This is a genomic window from Criblamydia sequanensis CRIB-18, from assembly GCF_000750955.1.
Lineage (GTDB): Bacteria > Chlamydiota > Chlamydiia > Chlamydiales > Criblamydiaceae > Criblamydia > Criblamydia sequanensis.
Window position 1 is genome coordinate 222,458 of the sequence record NZ_CCEJ010000007.1, and the last position, 17,797, is coordinate 240,254.

The window sequence follows — 17,797 nt, forward strand, 5'->3', positions numbered from 1 at the left end:
ATTGGAGTTTTAGCTAATTTCTTTAGAAAATATTCTGAAGTGTGGCATCTTTAAATCGCCAATTTTTCGGTAAGGCCTTTAATCGTCTCCTAAAAAAAGTTGCAATCAAATTTCATGAAAAATTCCCTAACTAGCCTGAGGCTCCTGAAAAATCGAAATTTTTTATTTTCGCTTTCTCTTTTTGCCGGAGTTCTTTTTTTTGACCAGTGGCTCAAGTATGTGGTGCAGAATAAACTTCCTAAGATGTGTTTCTTCTGCTCTTACCCCTATGGCGGTTTTGGCGTTTTCAAAAATTTTTTAGGTGTTCAGTTCTCTATTGTGCATACAGCCAACAAAGGGGCGGCTTGGAGTCTTTTTTCTGAGTATCAAGAAGTCCTTTTACTGTTTAGAATCGCCCTTATCTTATTCCTCATTTTTTATGCCTGCCGATTTTCTTTTGGAAAAACTCTTTTTTTTCCTTACGCTCTTTTGATCGGGGGCGCGATTGCAAATATCATAGACTACTTTACATATGGTCATGTGATCGATATGTTCTATTTTGTTTTTTGGGGATACAGCTACCCTGTTTTTAATATTGCCGACACAGCTATATTTATTTCTGTCGCCTGGATGGCCATGGCTTATTTATTTGAGTTAAAAAACGGACAGATTGAAAGAAAGGCTGTCAAGTAAATGGATCCCGAAATTCAAATAGGGTCTTCCTCCTATCCAAAGCCTTTGGAAGCGTCTAAATTTATAAAAGCTCCCATGCTTCTTTCGGAAAATGAACTGAGGCTTCTTTTTAAAACTTTAAAACCTTTTTGGCTTTTTAAAGCCGGAGGGGTGATAAAAAATCAAGATTGGTTAATTCCGGAAGAAAGCTTTATCGAAAATTATAAAGAGACGGTTCTGAATCAAATAGAAAAAGCAAGCCATCCTCAAGAATTAAATAGAGCCTTATTTGCTGCATTTTTAACGAACGATCCCGATTCTATCTTCAGAATTCCAATCAATCACGAAACAGATCTACTAAAAATAAAAAAACCGATCATTCAAGTTCAAATGCATACCCTTTCTTATTCCAATGAAGATGGGCAATTTCGATCGATGGTTTTTGGGGAAGGCTCCTTTTTCTTTGGCCTTTTATTTTCGTACCCGCAGCTTATGAAAAATCAAGAGACGGAAGAAATTATTAAAATTGATCAAAGCCCTCTCTTTCCTAATACAAACATTTTTAAAAAATTACTTGTTTGGCAAAGGCAAAACACGACGCCAACCCCCTTTATCGTCAATAATGAGCGAATCAATTTTCCGGCACGGATTGGTAAAGAATGCTACCGTTTTATCAATAATCACCCGGCCCTTCTCTCGCAAGGTTTAAAAGTTGCCCTCCCAAACAAAGGTTAAGCCGAAATGAAAGTTTCAATTTTATCGATAGGCAATGAACTGTTAATGGGTAAAATTGCGAATACAAATGCAGCCCTCATTGCAAAAGATTTGACTCGTTTGGGGTTGAAAATCTCCGCTATATACATGATTCAAGATGAAAAAGGGGAAATACAAAAAAAACTTTCCCTATCTCTTGATGAGAGCGATTGTGTCATTATTACGGGAGGCCTTGGGCCGACACTTGATGACATTACAAGAGAATCAGTTGCTGACTTTCTTAATTTAAAAATGGCCTTAAATGAACCCTTAAAAATTCGCCTTAAAGAAAAATTCGGGGAGTTTAAGACCTTGGCTAACCAAGCAAGTGTTATTGCCGGGGCCGAAATACTTGAGAACCCTTATGGAACAGCGCCCGGACAACTTATTAACTTGCAGTCTAAAAAAATCTTTCTGCTTCCGGGGGTTCCCTATGAGATGGCGTATCTTTTAGAAAAAGAAGTTCTGCCTAGAATTAAAATAAAAGAAGCGGGCGGAAAAGAAAAAACTTTTTTCATGACCGACCTTAGAGAAGGGGACGTAGACCCTTTTTTAAGAGAGTTTAAGAGTAAATATCGAACTTTAAGTTTTGGCATCTATCCAAAACCTGGGCTTCTTGAGATCATAGCTTATGACTTGCCCGGTGGATTAAGGGAAGGTGAGTTTGAAAAAGTTATTCAAGAAATCAATCAGAAATACAAAGATTACATTTATGATTCGACAAATGGGCTTATTGAAGAAGGGCTTCAGTCTCTTTTAAAGAAAAAACAATTATCTTTAAGTCTTGCTGAATCTTGCACCGGCGGCCTTGCGAGTTCCAAAATCACTTCTCAAAGGGGAGCTTCTTTAGTTTTTAAGGGGTCATTGATAGCCTATTCTAATGAAATAAAAGAGGATTTGCTAAATGTTCCCCATGAAACATTGCAAGAAAAAGGAGCTGTAAGCTTTGAAACAGCCTTAGCTATGGCAAAAAACGCTCTTCTTAGGTTCAATTCGGATATCGGAGCTTCTATTACAGGGATTGCAGGCCCGGACGGAGGGACTTTAGATAAACCTGTCGGAACCATTTTCATGGCCTTGGCTTTTAAAGATAGTCTTCCAAAAGTTAAAAAAATACAGGCTTTCGGCTCCCGAGAAATGATCCGGGAAGAAGGGGCAAACCGTCTTCTTAGTTTTTTATACCATACGCTTAAATTTTAAGGTCACCTCATGCAGCCCACCGATTACGAGTTCATCCAAAAAAAGGTTTTGAGAGAATTCGTTTGTGACCTTGACTTTCCAAAACTAATTTAAAAGGGTATCCAATGCTCCTGACCAGTTTACAAAACCCAAAAATTAAAAGAGCTGTCAAATTAATGCAGCGAAGAGCGCGAGAGGGGGATCAAGCCTTCCTCATCGAAGGGCATCGAGAATTACTTAGGGCTCAGGAATCAGGCCAAAAATTAGAATGTTTATTTTATTGCCCCGCTCTCTTTTTAGAGGAGAATGAAGAGGCCCTTATAGAAGCTTTTAGAAAAGAGAAGGTTGAAATTTTTGAATGCATAGAGTCTGTATTTAGAAAAATTTCCTATAGAGATAGACCGGATGGGCTTATCGGGATAGGGCGTAAGCATCATAGAACCTTGAGTGATTTAGAAGCGCTTATAAAAAAAACAGAAAATCCTCTCATAATTGTGGCAGAAGCTATAGAAAAGCCTGGAAATTTGGGAACCATTTTAAGATCGTCTGATGCTGTCGATGCCACAGCTTTAATAGTAGCTGATCCTTTGACTGATATCCATAATCCGAATGTTATTCGAGCAAGTGTCGGGACCGTCTTTACAGTTCCGGTTTTTGAGATGGAAGGTAAGGCACTTTTAGAATGGCTTAAAAAAAATCAAATTTCCATTGTGGCTGCAACTCCTCATAGCGATATTGAATTTACAAAAGCTAATTTAAAAGGACCGATTGCTATTGCGTTTGGAACAGAAAAGCTTGGCTTAAGCCCTCTTTGGATGGACAAAGCTGACATTAAAGTAAAAATCCCAATGCTTGGGAGAGCGGATTCTCTTAATGTTGCCATGGCCGCAACCCTTTTAATGTTTGAGGCACTTAGACAGCGAAGTTAGAAAGGATAAAAGATTTTTTTTGACCCTATTTTTTGCAAAAACAAATGCAGGTTTCAACGAAACGATCCGAAAAATCAAATTGATTTAACTATTACTTGGATTGTTCTTCTTCGTTTTCTTCAATCGCAGAAGTCTCTTCCAGTGTCGGAAGAGGAGGCATGGTCTTTAAGATCAACTCAAGCTGTTGGAACTCATTGAGGACCCTTTTAATATCAGCTACAATAATCGGGGTGTCTTTATGGTTTGCGAGCTTTTCATCTTTGAAAAAATTTAATAGGATAGTGAAAGGATGGATAAGAAGTTCAATATTGACATTCTTATCTTGTCTAAAGGCTTCTTTAGAAATGTTTTCAATTTGGCTAATAAGGGCAAAAAAAGTTTCTTTAAGCTCAAGATAGGAAACATCGATTTCTTTTAAGATGCGTCTTCCTGATTCAAGAAGCGTCAATGTCGCTTTATCTCCGATTTCCTTGAATCCATTTTTTTCAGCTTTTGAAGCGATCTTACCTGTTTCCAAAATAGGGTAGATGGCAAGGGAGATATCATACTTAGCCGCATCTATAGTCATCTCGCCAAGGGAGGTCACAATGGATGCTATCACCGGTTCAAAGCTTTTCCGAATAGCATAATCACTGATCATTTCGTAGCGCTGAAAGATATAAAACAACATGAAAATGACGGGATCTTCACTATTCGGCTCGCGTTTTTCTGTATGACCGAGGCTTTTTGCAGCCGTTAGATAATCTTTGGACAATTTTCTTATAGATTGAGCGGAAGTAATGCTTAAGCTTGGTTGGACATGCTCAATAGCATTGCAGGCAATTTCACTTAAAGCATCGAGATGATTTAGCAGTTCTTTATCTTTATCTTGAGAGATAGCTTTGTTCCCAAGAGTATAAAATCGATCGATTAGAAAAAACGGACTGAAATAACTTCTTAAACGCTCATCTGATTTACTTAAAATCCAGGTGCCTAATCCGAAACCGATTAGCCAAAGAGCCAAGGCTCCTTTTATTCCAATCGCATTTTTAATGATTGTGTCAAAGATAAGATAGATTGAAAAAATGACAAACACAGAGAGGTAGGCATTTGAATAGGTTAACCAAGGGTCCTTATTCAGGATATCTGAGGAAAAAGGAGTTTGGTTTTGCTGCATCTTTTGGATAGCGCTTAAACTTGAGGCCTGAGCCAAAGAATATAAATAATAAAGGAAAAGACCGCCGAATAAGAATAGAAGCGTTGTATAAAGTTCTGAGAAAGCAATGTCTGTAAACATGACTAGAAACGCTGCAATTAGTGACGCAATTAAGCCTGCCATTTAAAGCGATTCCTTCATCCAGGGGTTATATGAAGATGCCCTAATAGGCTATTAGGGCACCCTTTAACTTAAGATATCTAAGAGAGTGCTTAAAAGCACGAACAATTTATCGTGATTTTAAATAGCTTTTAAGAAGAGTTGTAAGAATAGTTAAAACAACACCGCCCCCAGCGCCGCCTCCAATGCTTGAAAGTAGGGCTTGAAGATCAAGATTGCCAAGAAGATGTTCAACACCTTGACCTGCCGCATTTGCAATTTCAGGGTTGTCAAGCAAACCGAGCGCTTGCATTAAAAGGCCTCCGAGTCCTCCGCCAACAGCTCCTGTTACGCTGTTTCCAAGAGTGCTCATGCTCTTTTCTTTCATTACAGCCCCAGTAGCATTTCCGCCAAGAGCTCCGCTAATTAAACTGATCAATGTAGTTACAAGGTCCACGATTTCCTCCCTTTTAGCTTTTAAAGAAGGGTTAACATTTTTTTTTAATTTGGTCAAATTTTACTTGCTAAAAAATAGAAGAAAATCCTTTTTTTTATTCCCTTTATTAAAAAAAGTTGAATATTAAAGTTTTACGGAAGATGGCTCCATCTCTTGGATGACCTCCTTCTTCCTTGCAAAATATCTATCGGATAAAGATGATAAAAATTTTGAAATGAAACGCATAAGTAAAAGAGCCTCAAATGGATTTATTAAAAATATATTCCTCCGTATCCCCTAAAGTCGAAAAAAAAGCTCTTTTTAAAGGCAGTTTTATAGCAGGGGTAGGGGTTCTTCTTTTAGCATTTTCTGGCAGTTTTATAAGAGAACCCCTTTTAAAAATCTGGGGCTTGCCGATTCTTATTTTAAGCGCCTCCTTACTTACCTACGGTCTTTTGCCTTATAGGAGACTCATGCGGCTTCAAAGAAAACCAAATGAAATCATTGTGAGTGAAGAACTTTTACAATATGTCGAAAATAATAAAAGGCAAATCACACTGCCATTATCTTTAATAAAAAAAGTAAGCTATCTTGAAGATAAGAATGACTATGGGATTGGGATTTGGTTAAAATCTTCTAAATACAGCGAAAAAATTATCGTTCATAACCCTTCCTTCGACTTACAAAAAAAAGTTAACCAAAGTGAAAAGAAATGGAAATGCGATCTTTTTTTCCCTTATTTTTCGAGAAGATCGTTTACAAGAATCGGATTTATCGGAGAGGACGCTGAAGACTCTTAAACCCCTGATTAGGGGGCAATCGGGGGTTAAATTCCGGTTTGAATTAAGTCATGAAGTTTAAGAAGCCCAAGTATTTTTTTATGCTCATCGACAACAGGTAATACGGTCACTTCATTTTTTTTACTTCCTTCCATTAATTTCAGGGCTTCTCTTGCTAATGAATCCCGAGTGATAGTCCTAGGGTTGCTATTCATCAGTTCTTTTATTGGAAGGTCAAGTGCTTTAGAGCCAAGTTGTTGAAGCGCGCGACGAAGGTCTCCGTCAGTAAATATTCCAAGAAGTTCCAAGCTTTTGTTTGAAATCAAAAGAGAGCCGCATCGCTTATTAGATAATTCAACTAAACAATCAATTAGCTTGCTTTCTGATTGCGCTATTGGAATCTCAGAACCGGTTAGCATAAGATCTCCGACTTTAAAAGTAAGTCGTTTGCCGATTTGACCTGCAGGGTGATTAAAGGCATACTCATCAATTGAAAAATTTTTCTCTCGCATTAAGGCGATAGAAATCACATCGCCAAAGATCATTTGTACAATACTTGATGTTGTGGGTGCTAAATCAAAAGGACAAAGCTCTTTTTTTACAGGCAAACAAAGGGCGAGGTCCGATGCTTTTGCAAGCCTGCTTGATAAATTTGATACAACCGCCACTAAAGTGGCTTTCTTGTTACGTAAAAAAGGAAGAAGTTGAACAAGCTCTTCAGACTCTCCGCTCTTGCTGATCAAAACGAAGACGTCTTCTTTGCTAACAATCCCTATATCCCCATGAAGAGCGTTCATAGGGGAGAGATAAATGGCTCGGGTATTTGTAGAAGTCATGGTTGCGGCAATTTTTTTAGCGACAAGAGCGCTTTTGCCAACGCCGGAAAAGATGATGAGGCCTTTACAAGCTTTCAAAATAGAATAAACTTTTTCAAGCGCCTCTAAATCAATTTTATCAAAAAAATACTCTAAGTTTTCACGTTCTTCTTCTAGAAGCTTTTTTAACAAGAGAGTTTCCTTACTTTTTTTATTTGTCTTCAAATATAGTTCTTTTTTGTTAGAAGTTGCAAGCTCTGATTTTTTCATATGCTCTGGCATAAAAATTTGAAACAAGCTACTTTGCAAGAATAAAGTCACTTTTTATTAGGAAGGCCATGATGAAAAAAATACCTATTGCAATAGCTCGAGGAGATGGAATTGGACCTGAAATCATGGATGCCGTTTTAGCGATTTTATTTGCTTCGAAAGCAAACATCGATATTCATGAAGTTGAAATTGGGGAAAAAGTTTATCTAAGGGGCGAATCTTGCGGGATAGAGCCCAAAACTTGGGACATTATCCGGAAAACAAAAGCTTTCTTAAAAGCGCCTATCACAACTCCTCAAGGAGGCGGCTTTAAAAGTTTGAATGTCACCGTAAGAACCGTGCTTGGGCTTTTTGCAAACATAAGACCTTGTGTGGCTTATAATCCTTTTGTCAAAACTAAACACCCTAATATGGATCTTGTGGTCATTCGAGAAAACGAAGAGGATCTCTATACGGGCATTGAATATAGGCAAAGCCAAGACACGGTTCACGCTCTGAAAATTATATCAAGGCCTGGCTCTGAAAAAATTATTCGATATGCTTTTGAATTTGCCAAAGCCCAAAATCGAAAAAAAGTGACCTGTTTTTCTAAAGATAACATCCTTAAATTAACCGATGGGCTTTTTCATAAAATTTTTGATGAAATTGCAAAAGAGTATCCTGAAATTGAAAATGAGCATTGGATTGTAGATATTGGGGCTGCAAAACTTGCGGATACACCGGAAGTTTTTGATGTGATTGTAATGCCAAATCTTTATGGAGACATTCTTTCGGATGTGGCAGCTCAAATTGCCGGCTCTGTTGGACTTGCAGGATCGGCAAATATTGGGCCGACTCTTGCTATGTTTGAAGCGATCCATGGCTCAGCTCCAAGAAGAGCGGGTCAAAATTTAGCAAACCCTTCCGGTTTACTGCTGGCTGCCGTAATGATGCTTGCGCATATCGGAGAGCCAAAACTTGCTGAGACCATCCATAATGCTTGGCTAAAGACCTTAGAGGATGGAATTCATACCTATGACATTTACAAAGAAGGCATAAGCCGCGAGAAAGTGGGGACAAAAGAATTTGCGGAAGCTGTGATTCAAAGACTGAATCAAAAGCCAAAAGAATTAAAGCCTGTCCACTATCGATCCATGTCCTTTGATAAAATCGTACAGGCAAGCAAAATGAAAAGGCAAAAGAAAGAGCTTGTCGGGGTAGATGTATTTATTGATAGCGAGCATACTCTTGATTTGCTTAAAGATAAATTGGAAAAAGACTTAAGCCCGCTTAGCCTATCTTCTATTAGCAATCGCGGCGTCACAGCGTGGCCAAATCCAATGCCGGAAACCTTCTTTATAGATAACTGGCGCGCTCGTTTTGTCAATAAGATAAAAGGCAAGCCGATCACCTCTCAAGATATCCTGGATCTTCTAAAAAAAATAACGGACAGAGGATTGGAATTTGTGCATACTGAATCTCTTTTCAATTTTGATGGGAAACCGGGCTATAACTTAGCTCAAAATGAATAGTTTTTCTTTGACCTGTGGTGCCTATTTTGACTAAACGCATAGGCTGCCATAATTAAAGGGTAGGGATCTTTTTTAGCATCGAGAATCGGTTCAGTTTCTCGCCCAAAGAAACCTGGCTTAGCTCATCTTTCCTATCTCGCAGTGCCGTTAAAAAGAGCCGTCCATGAAAATAGGACACATCATTAGATTTTATTAAAGGAGTTATTCAATAGGCTCCATCTCAACTAGATCTTCATGGTAGTACTGCCTTTCATCAAGCTCGCCTTCTTGCTTGGCAACATAGACCGCAGCTACAGCATCCCCAAGCACGTTTAAGATAGTGGAGACCATTTCCCTTACCCGGTCAATCCCGGCTAAAATAGCAAGCCCTTCAATCGGAAGACCGACAGATGCAGCTACAGCGGAAAGCATGATAAAACCGGTCCCTGGAATTCCTGCAGCGCCGATAGCTGAAAGGGAGGCTGTGACAACAATAGTTAGCAGCTGTTGCCAACCTAAAGCCACATTGTAGGCATTTGCCAAAAAGACAACTGCCATTCCCTGAAATAAAGCCGCCCCATTCATATTTACTGTGGAACCTAAAGGAAGGACAAAGCTTGTGATATTCTTTGAAACCCCAAGGTTTTCCTGAACACAGTGCATAGATACTGGAAGAGTTGCAGAACTTGAGCAAGTTGAGAATGCCACCATTATGGCATCTCCCATGCCTCTAATAAAGGGCAAAGGATTTAATTTTGCCAGGAAATAAAGAATGCCGCCAAAAACTATGACGGCATGAATCAAACAAGCTAAATAAAAAGTGGTTAAAAATTTAGAGAGCTGAATAAGAGTGTCGATTCCAAAAGCTCCTGTGACCCAAGCCATGATGGCAAAAACTCCGATTGGAGAAAACTCCATCACAATTGAAGTCAGCCGATACATAACATCTGCTAAAGAATCGAGTAAGTTTCTTAAAGGCTTGCCTTTTTCTCCTGCAAAATTAATAGAAATACCTAAAAAAATGGCAAAAGTGATGATTTGCAAAACGTTTCCATCAACAAGCGATTTAATGGGATTATAAGGAATGATTTCAAGGATCATGTCTGTGATGGAAGGCGTTTCGGGAGTCGTGATTTGAATTTGCGCGCGAGATAAATCAAGACCTGACCCTACTCCAAAAAGCTTTCCAAGAGAAATGCCGATAAGAATAGCGGCAGCTGTTGTCGATAGAAAAACAAGAAGCGATTTTAAACCTACCCGGCCCAATTTTTGGGGATCATGAATGCTTGTAATTCCAACTGTCATAGAGGCTAAGACAAGAAGCACGATAATCATATTGATTAATCGTAAAAATATGTCTCCAACAGGCTTTAAGACAGTAGACCAATCGCCAAGGATAAATCCTGCGATCACGCCAAGAAATAAAGCAATAAGGATTTTAACCCATAATTTCATATTGATCTCCTATACCCAATTAAGCGAATATCAAAGCTCCTTTTTAAAAAATTAATTTTTTTTGAGTTCATTCGCTTTTGGCTTTTGTAATGCCTGGATTGATCTTTCCAGACTAACGGCATTTAACTTATTTATTTCAAAGCCTTAGTCAAATGCCTGAAGTTATTAAATGTTATTTGTTTCCTTTTTCACAACTTAAAAGTAATTAGCTTTAAAAAGAGATAAGTAAAAACTTTGTTTACCTTGTAAAGAAACAATTGTCCTTTAAAGGATCCATTTCTTTTTTTAAGCTTAGTGATAAAAGGTGATTGATCGTTAAATCCCATATTTCTTTTCCCTGAATAATTTCAGTTGAAATAGGGGCTACAGCTATTGGGAGAGCGATCTTCCAATTTTTATTAATTTTTACAGCATCTTTTTCCGTAACGACAATTGCTTTTGCACCAAGCTCTTTTGATTTAAGAGCGAAAGAATCTAATAGTTTCCTTGAAACAAAAGCATGGTCATGCAAGAAAAAGGTATTTACAATTTTAAACTCTTCCTTTTCTAGCATGCTTTTGAATCTGAAGGGATTGCCGATGGCTGCAAAGACGGCAATAGGTTCTTTATCAAGGACAATCGGGTTTAAAGTTTGAATGTCTTGCAAAGGATCCATTTTGTATCTTGTAAACACGATGGGAGCTTTTGTGAAAGGTTTGATCTTTTCTTTAAGCTCATCTAAATTCTGATTTTCTTCCGTGTGGTTGCAAATAATAAGATTGGCACGTCTTAGACCCTTTGGACTTTCCCTTAGAAGCCCGCAGGGAAAATGACGAAAATAGCCGAATAAATTTTGACTATCCAAAACGACGATTTCAAAATCTCTTTTTAGTCTCCTATGTTGCATGGCATCATCTAGAAGAATTAATTTTGTGTCGCATTTTTGGCAAAGCTCTGCCGCCTTTACTCGATTTTTTCCGACGATCACTTTAGCTTTCGGCAGTTTGGTGGCGAGAAAATAAGGCTCATCGCCTGCATGATGGGCAGACATGACAGGCCCATTGTCTTTAGATAAAAGAAAAGGGGCGTTTGCTTTTTCAAGCGAGGAGTGATACCCCCTTGAAATAATTGCAAGAGGCACTTTTTCCTCTAAAGCTTGGCCAAGCAATAAAACGATAGGGGTTTTGCCAACCCCTCCTAAGACAATATTTCCGATGCTGCAGATGGGAATGTTAACCGATTCTTGGGTCAAGAATTTCTTATCGTATAAGTAATGAAAGCAAAGGCTTCCTAATTTGAAAAGAAAAGAAAAGGGCCAGAAAATCAAAAGAAATAAAATCTTTTTAGAATCTTTTTTTTCAAGCGTCTTTTTAAACCAGGTCTCTATGCTGCTTTTAAGTAAGTTGTTCAAAAAGTGTTTTACCTTTAAAAATTAATAACCGAAAAATTCAAACCTTTTAAGATAGATCAATAAATAATAAAAAGCCAGAAAAGGAAAATTGACAACTAATAATTTCAATTAAAAAATGAACTTAAGCTTAACTTCTCGAGCTGCAAAGCATAAGCTCTTCTTTTGAAGAAAAAAGAATTTCCTCTACCATCTCGATTAAGATATGAATGGCAGCCATATGAGCTTCCTGGATACGGTCTGAAAAAGAAAAACCGTCTATTATAAGCTCAAGATCGGCTTCTCCTTTTAAAGGGCCGCCTGATTTACCAAGAAAAGCAATCGTTCTAAGTCCAAGCTCTTTTGCCGTTTTAAAAGCATTCAAAAGATTTTTTGACTTTCCGCTCGTGGTTAATCCTATGAAAATATCTTCTTTTTTTCCATAGGCTTCAACGCCTCGTGAAAAGACAGAGTCAAACCCGAGGTCATTTCCAACACAGGTTAAATGACCGGGCTCAGAGAGGGCGATTGCAGGTAGAGCTTTTCTTTTATTTCGAAAAACCCCGGTAAGCTCTTCTGCGAAATGCATGGCGTCGCATAGGCTTCCGCCATTGCCGGCAATGATAATTTTGCCGCCGCTTTCAAAACAGTCGGCAATCATAATAGCCGAATTTTCTAAAAAAGCGATGGATTCCAACTCTGAAAGTTTTTCTGCCGCTCGAATTGCTTCTTTAACGGAAGCTTGAATTTTCTCTCTCATCAAATTTACCGAATGTTGAGTCTTATCAAAAAACAGATGTTAAATTGAATGTGAGTTGATTGCAATTTTAAAACTGGCGTTTATTCTCCTAAGCTTTGATCTGTTTTTTCATGATTTAAACCTTGAAAAAGCTCTGTTTGTAGTTCTGATGTTTCAATTAGTAGTGATTCAAGCGGATAAGCGCCATCCCATGAATCAGCTCTATAAGGCGGGGTTGGCGGACATGAAGTCGGTTCTCCTTGAATGATCGAGGCGCTATTTGGAGAAAAACAGCATTCAATAAGCTCCTCATAAGAGTCATTTGCAGCGCCTAATAGTCTATCAAAAGAAGTTTGTCTATAGTGCTTCTGAAGAGAAGGTAAATATTCAAAAACCTTATCTATTACTTCATCCTCTAATGGGACCAAAGTCAGTAGTTCGTCTATAAACTTAAGCTGTATCTTTTCGGATTTATTATCTGCCAGCCATAATGCTATGGTTTCAAGAAAATTATAGGGAAGTGAGTCCTCATGGTATTCAAGACTAATCGCTGCAAGAATAGGCATGTAAGGTTCAAAATCTGAAGACCTCTCTTGCTCCTCTAAATATTTTTGCAAGAAAAACCTTCGCTGTCTCTGAAGATGCAAGTCCTGTATTTCCATAGCAAAGTCAAGTATTTCGGAGTCATTTAAAACTTTTCCGAACGTTTTTTTTCCCTCTCTATAAAGAGTTGCCTTCTCAATTGCTGCAAAGCTTTTGATTGTGCAGTTTCCAACAATTTGAGGCTCGTCATGAATGATAATTGGAGATTCGGATTCTTTTTCAGAAAAACGACTTGGGAAAAATTTTTGGAAAAACTCTTCTGCTTCACTTGGTTTTTCAATTTCTTTAATCAAATTTTTTAATTCGGATCGTGTAGATAAAGGGTGATGTGAAACCCCTGGGTAGGGTCCTGCCGCATAGCCATTGTTTCCAATATAAACACCGCTTCGAGTTAAAAGAAAACCGACATGATGTCTCTCTTCACCTGTAGTTTTAAAAGATTTCATTAGAGCAACCGGTTGACTTTCCAGGGTTTCTTTTGGATGAACTTTTTTTATGATCTTTGAGAATCTTCGTGAATGTAAGTGGCTATTTGAAAAAGCCTGGGAGAGGATAGTGCCTATTTTAGTAAAAAATTGATCTAAAATATCTTCCGGTTCATCTTTTGATTCAGTCGCCGTTACCTCAATTTCTTCGTCATCATAAATTTTTCCTAAAAGGTTGCTTGTATCCTTAGATATAAAATCATAAAGCTCTAACGCTTCACGTTCATCGCTTGAGAATACTTCATAGAAATCAAGGCACTCATGCTGCAAACAGTTTTCAAGAGGTCTATTGCAGTTAGAAACTCCAATTAGATCGACTTTATAACCATCTACTTCCCAAAAAACATCTATCTCAAAAATGTTAGCAAGAAGAGAAAGATGAAGAAATTCATTATAGTAATCCTTGAAAAAGAAGCGGACCATAATTTCGTGAATTTCATTTTTCGAATGGCGTAATCGTAAGAGTTGAATAAAAACCGTTTCAAATGAGGGTATGGGGGTTCCTTTTGATGTTTTTTCACAAATGACAAAGGGATCAACATTAAATTCTTCAAAAATCTTTAGAATCCTAAACTTTTTTCTGAAACTTATATGAGTTTCAATGCAAATCAAAAAAGGAGTTGCCCCCTCATCATTCGGGTGGTTGATGTCTACGTTAAAAAAATAAAGAAGCCTCAGCAAATCTTCAAATGAGTCGACTTCGTGGTTATCCAAATAGACATCAAACATCTCAAGAACTTTATGAAATGCATTATTGCCATCTTTTGTAACCAATTCTGAAACCTGTTGACTTATTGATTCAGCTTGATTCAAGGCTCTTAAGAAATAGGCAAGTTTTGCCGGGTTTGAAAATTCAATATCGCCGACGAAAACTTCAGTTAGAAGGTCTTGAATTTCTATCTTTTTGTTTTCCGGACTTAAGTATTTTAGATAAATTATCGCTCTTTTCAAGAGCTCAAGGGGATTTCTGAAATGCTTTTGAATCAAATGATCCATAGGAGACATGCCTGATTTATCCACACTATAAATGTTTTTGCCGCTTTTCTTTTGGAGAATGCTTAAAATATAATCCCATTCTTTATGGGAAATGTCTGAATAGGAAGCGGCGCAGTGGATAAAATTTCTTCCCAGCCGATTACAGATGGATGGATCGGCGCCTCGTCTTATCAGATCTTGAAATAGCAAACAAAACTGTTTTTTTTCCCATATTACTTTAGTTAAGGAGATTAGTGTGGAATTTCTGGAGCTGCTTTCAATGTGGGTTGCCGAGTTTGGTTTTTTTTTAAGCGTTTTTAACGCTTTATAAAAGTTGGCACTTATTAAATAGGTATGAATAGAGGAGGGCAGCTCACTACCAATAAGGCGTGCTTTTTTTAGAGTTGGGCTGTCTAAGGGCTCTATTGTAGGATATGATCTCGCTAAAGATTTTTCTTTTCGCTTTTTTCCCGCTTCTTCCCCGCTATGAGTTTCAAAAGCTGCAACACTAGTTGGACAGTCTGTAGTTTTTGGGAAGTGGGGTATAAAAGACCAAGTTCTTGATAAAGGATTAATTTCAAAACTATTCATTTTATTACTAAATATTAATATTAAGGTGGGTAATTTTAATAAAAAATATATTTTATTAACAATAATAATTAATTAATGTGTTTTGCGATGCTTTGCTAATCCTATGTGAAGAAGAAGGTCTGCTATGAAAGGTGGCGTAAAATAAAGATATGAGTTAAGTTTCCTTTTTTTAAGAGAAACTTAAGTTTCGTCATGGAAGCGTCCTATACTGTAAAAGATTTTCGCCATACCGTAAAAGATTATCTCAAAGTGCTAGCCTATGTTCTTTTGATCCTAGGATTTACTCTCCTCATTCATAATCTTATGGAAGAGTGCGACGACTGTCTCGTGATAAAGTCTCTTTCCTTAGAAGACAACATCTATAATGACCTTCATTACGATAGATTCATGAATAAAATAAGGCATCGCATAAAAGTTCAACCTTTTAATCTAGTGGCTTTCGTAATTTTTTTAGCCTCGATCATTCATTCTTTTTTTGCTCCAAAGATTCACTATTACGCCCTCCGATTAGAAAAGGAGCGAAAAAGAAAGGGGCAGCCGGAACCTTTTTATATCGAGATATTAAAATTTTTTGGCGAAGTTGAAGTGGTCTTTGGACTCTGGGTCATTCCGATGATGGTTTCTATGTATTTTTTTTATGATTGGAAAACTTGCATTAAATATCTGGACTCGAGAAGTTATATAGAACCCGCTTTTGTTGTGGTTATCATGGTCATTGCTTCTACAAGACCCATTATTTCCTTTGCTGAGAGTTTTTTAAAGTGGTTTGCAAAGCTCGGCAAGGAAACGGTGACTTCTTGGTGGCTTGCGATTTTAACCATTGGGCCTTTTGCGGGTTCTCTGATTACAGAACCCGGAGCCATGACTATTTCAGCTCTTCTTCTAAGAAGCCAGTTTTATCAACTGAAGCCTTCAAAAATGTTGTCTTACGCAACTCTTGGGCTGCTTTTTACGAACCTTTCGGTGGGAGGTGTACTTACAAGTTTTGCAGCCCCCCCGGTTATTATGGTGGGCAAAATTTGGAAATGGGACTCGCTTTATATGATGACTCATTTTGGTTGCAAGGCCTTCATAGGAATTCTCCTTGCAAATGCCGTTTATTATTTGTTTTTTAGAAAAGAGTTAAAAGAACTTGAAGGTCGAAAGCAAGCGTTTTTAAAGACGGAAACAAAAGAAAAAAAGATTCCATTTTGGGTCACGTTAACTCATATCTTTTTTCTTATTTGGGTGATAGCCTATGCCCATTATCCCGTCATTTTTATTGGGACCTTTCTCTTTTTTATCGGCTTTTACAGGGCGACTCTCCCTCATCAGGATTATTTAAATTTAAAAGCCCCGATGCTGGTCGGTTTCTTCCTTGCGGGTTTGGTTGTCTTGGGAAGTTTACAAGCATGGTGGATAACCCCTTTCCTAGGGGGGATGGATCAAGGATTTTTAATGTTCCTATCCATTTTTTTAACAGCATTCAATGACAATGCCGGGATCACATACCTAGCTTCTTTGATCCCGAGCTTAGCTGAAGGCATGAAATACAGTATCATGGCGGGGGCTGTGGTTGGCGGGGGGCTTACTGTAATTGCCAATGCGCCGAATCCTCTTGGAAGATCGATTCTCGTTGAACATTTTCCAAAAGGAATCAAACCACTGCCTCTTTTTTACGGGGCTTTAATTCCAACTCTCATTATGGCAGCGTCATTTTACCTGTTATCGCCGCTTTATTAGTCCTTACTAAGCAGGCAATTTTAGATGAAAAAGCAAAGGTGAGAATAATCATTCCGAGTAGTGATTCAAAAATTAAAAGAGTGCGGCCGCTTGCACTTTCTTGAGGGGATTCGAGTTTAGATAAAAGCTTCTCTGTTTGATAAAGCCATTTTCCGCGGGCAACTTGTTCCTGAAAGTTTCCCTCTTTCTTAAAAAAAGAAGAATTTCCAAACGTTTCCCCAAAAAAGCGATCTAAAGCCTCTTGCAATAACTTCATCTGAGAGAGAATTGGCTCTTGATTGAAGTTTTTATCTATATAGTGAGAGATAAGAAACTCTTCAGTCGGCAAAACCTCTATTTTAGAAGTCGTCGGTAAAGTTGAGAGTTCAATAATGGGCGCGGCGGTGCCAATAAAAAGAAATAAAAAGACAAGGGGATGATCTAGCAATATAAAAAGAGCCCCAATAAAACCCGCAGCTAAAAAGGTCTGCCTGAAAGGAAACTCCTCTATAAACAGTTCCCTAAAAAGAGAGTATAGTTTTTGGAAAAAAGAAAATTCTGAGTCTTCTCGTAGGATTTCAACCCTTTTACTCTGGAGCTGAGCCCGGCTATCCTCGGGAAGAGTTAAGAAATAATCCTGATTTTTGCTTAGCATCCCTTTGAATTCATCCGCTTTATTTTGAAACATCCCCTCATTTACTCCCATCACATACTCTAGTTCCGAGAGAAATTTTCGATTCTCATAGCGAGATAGAAGGAAGGGTGAGCATAAGTAGTAGAGAAAAGCTGTGAAACAGAGGCAAAGTTGAAGGATGGCTAGAAATCTAGTAAAGGGTGAGAAGGTAAAAGGTGACATGAGAATCTCTTTAAGTTCTTAAGTTTTAGAAAAAATGAACTGTACCGACTAAAAATTTTTTAGCCAAATTCAAAAAAAATGTAAAAAATTTTTTTAGGCATTTTTAAAGGGATTTCAAAGAAAACTAAAGAGCAGGAAAGATTAAGGGACTGTAAAAAATAGATCCTAATAGGCATGAGGGGATTTGTTCGGTATACCAAAAGCCCCAAAAAAAGAGAAAAATTTTTTTTAAAAAAGTTTGCAAAAAAAACCTAAAGTGCTAAGATAAAAAGTGGTAGTGAAAAAAAATCACTATTTTAAGACAAAGCACTTGCGTAAATAATTCAAGTTTCGCTATAGTCTTGCCTGTTCTTCGATGCTAAAAGCGAATAACTTAAAGACGAAGAAAAGCCGACAGTTAGTCGGTAAGATGTTTGACAGTGATCAAAAG

At 37.8% G+C, this 17,797-nt stretch carries 15 protein-coding genes; 7 read left to right on the forward strand and 8 right to left on the reverse strand.

All coding sequences use genetic code 11. The features are described 5' to 3' along the window. The first annotated feature begins 114 nt into the window (after positions 1 to 114). The 4 genes from lspA to CSEC_RS08000 all read left to right on the forward strand — a co-directional run bounded on the left by lspA (position 115) and on the right by CSEC_RS08000 (position 3,512). Positions 115 to 672, forward strand: a complete 558-nt coding sequence (gene lspA / locus CSEC_RS07985; RefSeq protein WP_053331906.1) for a signal peptidase II — start codon at positions 115 to 117, stop codon at positions 670 to 672. Beyond that, positions 673 to 1,386, forward strand: a complete 714-nt coding sequence (locus CSEC_RS07990; protein ID WP_041017914.1) for a hypothetical protein — start codon at positions 673 to 675, stop codon at positions 1,384 to 1,386. 6 nt (positions 1,387 to 1,392) lie between these two features. Further along, a complete protein-coding gene (locus CSEC_RS07995) occupies positions 1,393 to 2,604 on the forward strand; it encodes a CinA family nicotinamide mononucleotide deamidase-related protein (RefSeq protein ID WP_041017915.1) in 1,212 nt (403 codons plus the stop codon). A 104-nt stretch (positions 2,605 to 2,708) separates the two neighbouring features. Next, positions 2,709 to 3,512 (forward strand): TrmH family RNA methyltransferase, encoded by an 804-nt coding sequence (locus CSEC_RS08000; RefSeq protein ID WP_041017916.1) that lies wholly within the window; start codon positions 2,709 to 2,711, stop codon positions 3,510 to 3,512. 91 nt (positions 3,513 to 3,603) lie between these two features. Here CSEC_RS08000 and CSEC_RS08005 read toward each other — a convergent pair whose 3' ends face one another. Both CSEC_RS08005 and CSEC_RS08010 read right to left on the reverse strand, forming a co-directional pair. Then, the gene (locus CSEC_RS08005; RefSeq protein ID WP_041017917.1) at positions 3,604 to 4,830 is read right to left on the reverse strand and encodes a hypothetical protein; all 1,227 of its coding nucleotides are present in this window, start codon (positions 4,828 to 4,830) and stop codon (positions 3,604 to 3,606) included. Between the two features lie 106 nt (positions 4,831 to 4,936). Continuing rightward, positions 4,937 to 5,263 (reverse strand): hypothetical protein, encoded by a 327-nt coding sequence (locus CSEC_RS08010; protein WP_041017959.1) that lies wholly within the window; start codon positions 5,261 to 5,263, stop codon positions 4,937 to 4,939. Between the two features lie 242 nt (positions 5,264 to 5,505). Between CSEC_RS08010 and CSEC_RS08015 the strand changes: the two genes are divergently transcribed. After that, positions 5,506 to 6,042 carry a hypothetical protein gene (locus CSEC_RS08015; RefSeq protein ID WP_041017918.1) on the forward strand — a complete coding sequence of 179 codons (537 nt, stop codon included), beginning with the start codon at positions 5,506 to 5,508 and terminating at the stop codon, positions 6,040 to 6,042. A 26-nt stretch (positions 6,043 to 6,068) separates the two neighbouring features. On the opposite strand, the gene CSEC_RS08020 is transcribed toward CSEC_RS08015, so the two are convergent. Further along, positions 6,069 to 7,106 carry a KpsF/GutQ family sugar-phosphate isomerase gene (locus CSEC_RS08020; RefSeq protein ID WP_154017662.1) on the reverse strand — a complete coding sequence of 346 codons (1,038 nt, stop codon included), beginning with the start codon at positions 7,104 to 7,106 and terminating at the stop codon, positions 6,069 to 6,071. Positions 7,107 to 7,174: 68 nt separating this feature from the next. Here CSEC_RS08020 and CSEC_RS08025 point away from each other — a divergent pair, with 68 nt between their 5' ends. Beyond that, complete coding sequence (locus CSEC_RS08025; RefSeq protein ID WP_202593699.1) at positions 7,175 to 8,617, forward strand: NADP-dependent isocitrate dehydrogenase; 1,443 nt, start codon at positions 7,175 to 7,177, stop codon at positions 8,615 to 8,617. A gap of 201 nt (positions 8,618 to 8,818) precedes the next feature. On the opposite strand, the gene CSEC_RS08030 is transcribed toward CSEC_RS08025, so the two are convergent. The 4 genes from CSEC_RS08030 to CSEC_RS08045 form a co-directional block, all read right to left on the reverse strand. Beyond that, on the reverse strand, positions 8,819 to 10,051 hold the full coding sequence (locus tag CSEC_RS08030; RefSeq protein WP_041017920.1) for a dicarboxylate/amino acid:cation symporter: 1,233 nt from the start codon (positions 10,049 to 10,051) through the stop codon (positions 8,819 to 8,821). Between the two features lie 238 nt (positions 10,052 to 10,289). After that, positions 10,290 to 11,441, reverse strand: a complete 1,152-nt coding sequence (gene lpxK, locus CSEC_RS08035; RefSeq protein ID WP_053331909.1) for a tetraacyldisaccharide 4'-kinase — start codon at positions 11,439 to 11,441, stop codon at positions 10,290 to 10,292. Positions 11,442 to 11,568: 127 nt separating this feature from the next. Next, entirely contained in the window at positions 11,569 to 12,177 is a 609-nt protein-coding gene (locus CSEC_RS08040) for a D-sedoheptulose-7-phosphate isomerase (RefSeq protein ID WP_041017921.1), read from the reverse strand. Positions 12,178 to 12,257: 80 nt separating this feature from the next. Continuing rightward, positions 12,258 to 14,810 (reverse strand): ankyrin repeat domain-containing protein, encoded by a 2,553-nt coding sequence (locus tag CSEC_RS08045; RefSeq protein WP_041017922.1) that lies wholly within the window; start codon positions 14,808 to 14,810, stop codon positions 12,258 to 12,260. Positions 14,811 to 15,002: 192 nt separating this feature from the next. On the opposite strand from CSEC_RS08045, the gene CSEC_RS08050 reads away from it, so the two are divergent. Further along, positions 15,003 to 16,532, forward strand: coding sequence for a putative Na+/H+ antiporter (locus CSEC_RS08050; RefSeq protein WP_041017923.1), 1,530 nt, complete (start codon positions 15,003 to 15,005; stop codon positions 16,530 to 16,532). Here CSEC_RS08050 and CSEC_RS08055 read toward each other — a convergent pair. After that, entirely contained in the window at positions 16,492 to 17,367 is an 876-nt protein-coding gene (locus CSEC_RS08055; protein WP_041017924.1) for a hypothetical protein, read from the reverse strand. The genes CSEC_RS08050 and CSEC_RS08055 overlap by 41 nt on opposite strands. Positions 17,368 to 17,797 lie beyond the last annotated feature (430 nt).

What these genes read in the sequence shown, in the direction of transcription:
- CSEC_RS08040 (WP_041017921.1), bottom strand. Translation starts at nt 12,177, where the DNA reads ATGAGAGAGAAAATTCAAGCTTCCGTTAAAGAAGCAATTCGAGCGGCA.
- CSEC_RS08015 (WP_041017918.1), top strand. Translation starts at nt 5,506, where the DNA reads ATGGATTTATTAAAAATATATTCCTCCGTATCCCCTAAAGTCGAAAAA.
- CSEC_RS07995 (WP_041017915.1), top strand. Translation starts at nt 1,393, where the DNA reads ATGAAAGTTTCAATTTTATCGATAGGCAATGAACTGTTAATGGGTAAA.
- CSEC_RS08025 (WP_202593699.1), top strand. Translation starts at nt 7,175, where the DNA reads ATGATGAAAAAAATACCTATTGCAATAGCTCGAGGAGATGGAATTGGA.
- CSEC_RS08030 (WP_041017920.1), bottom strand. Translation starts at nt 10,051, where the DNA reads ATGAAATTATGGGTTAAAATCCTTATTGCTTTATTTCTTGGCGTGATC.
- CSEC_RS08020 (WP_154017662.1), bottom strand. Translation starts at nt 7,106, where the DNA reads ATGAAAAAATCAGAGCTTGCAACTTCTAACAAAAAAGAACTATATTTG.
- CSEC_RS08045 (WP_041017922.1), bottom strand. Translation starts at nt 14,810, where the DNA reads ATGAATAGTTTTGAAATTAATCCTTTATCAAGAACTTGGTCTTTTATA.
- CSEC_RS08055 (WP_041017924.1), bottom strand. Translation starts at nt 17,367, where the DNA reads ATGTCACCTTTTACCTTCTCACCCTTTACTAGATTTCTAGCCATCCTT.
- CSEC_RS08000 (WP_041017916.1), top strand. Translation starts at nt 2,709, where the DNA reads ATGCTCCTGACCAGTTTACAAAACCCAAAAATTAAAAGAGCTGTCAAA.
- CSEC_RS08005 (WP_041017917.1), bottom strand. Translation starts at nt 4,830, where the DNA reads ATGGCAGGCTTAATTGCGTCACTAATTGCAGCGTTTCTAGTCATGTTT.
- lspA (WP_053331906.1), top strand. Translation starts at nt 115, where the DNA reads ATGAAAAATTCCCTAACTAGCCTGAGGCTCCTGAAAAATCGAAATTTT.
- CSEC_RS07990 (WP_041017914.1), top strand. Translation starts at nt 673, where the DNA reads ATGGATCCCGAAATTCAAATAGGGTCTTCCTCCTATCCAAAGCCTTTG.
- CSEC_RS08050 (WP_041017923.1), top strand. Translation starts at nt 15,003, where the DNA reads ATGGAAGCGTCCTATACTGTAAAAGATTTTCGCCATACCGTAAAAGAT.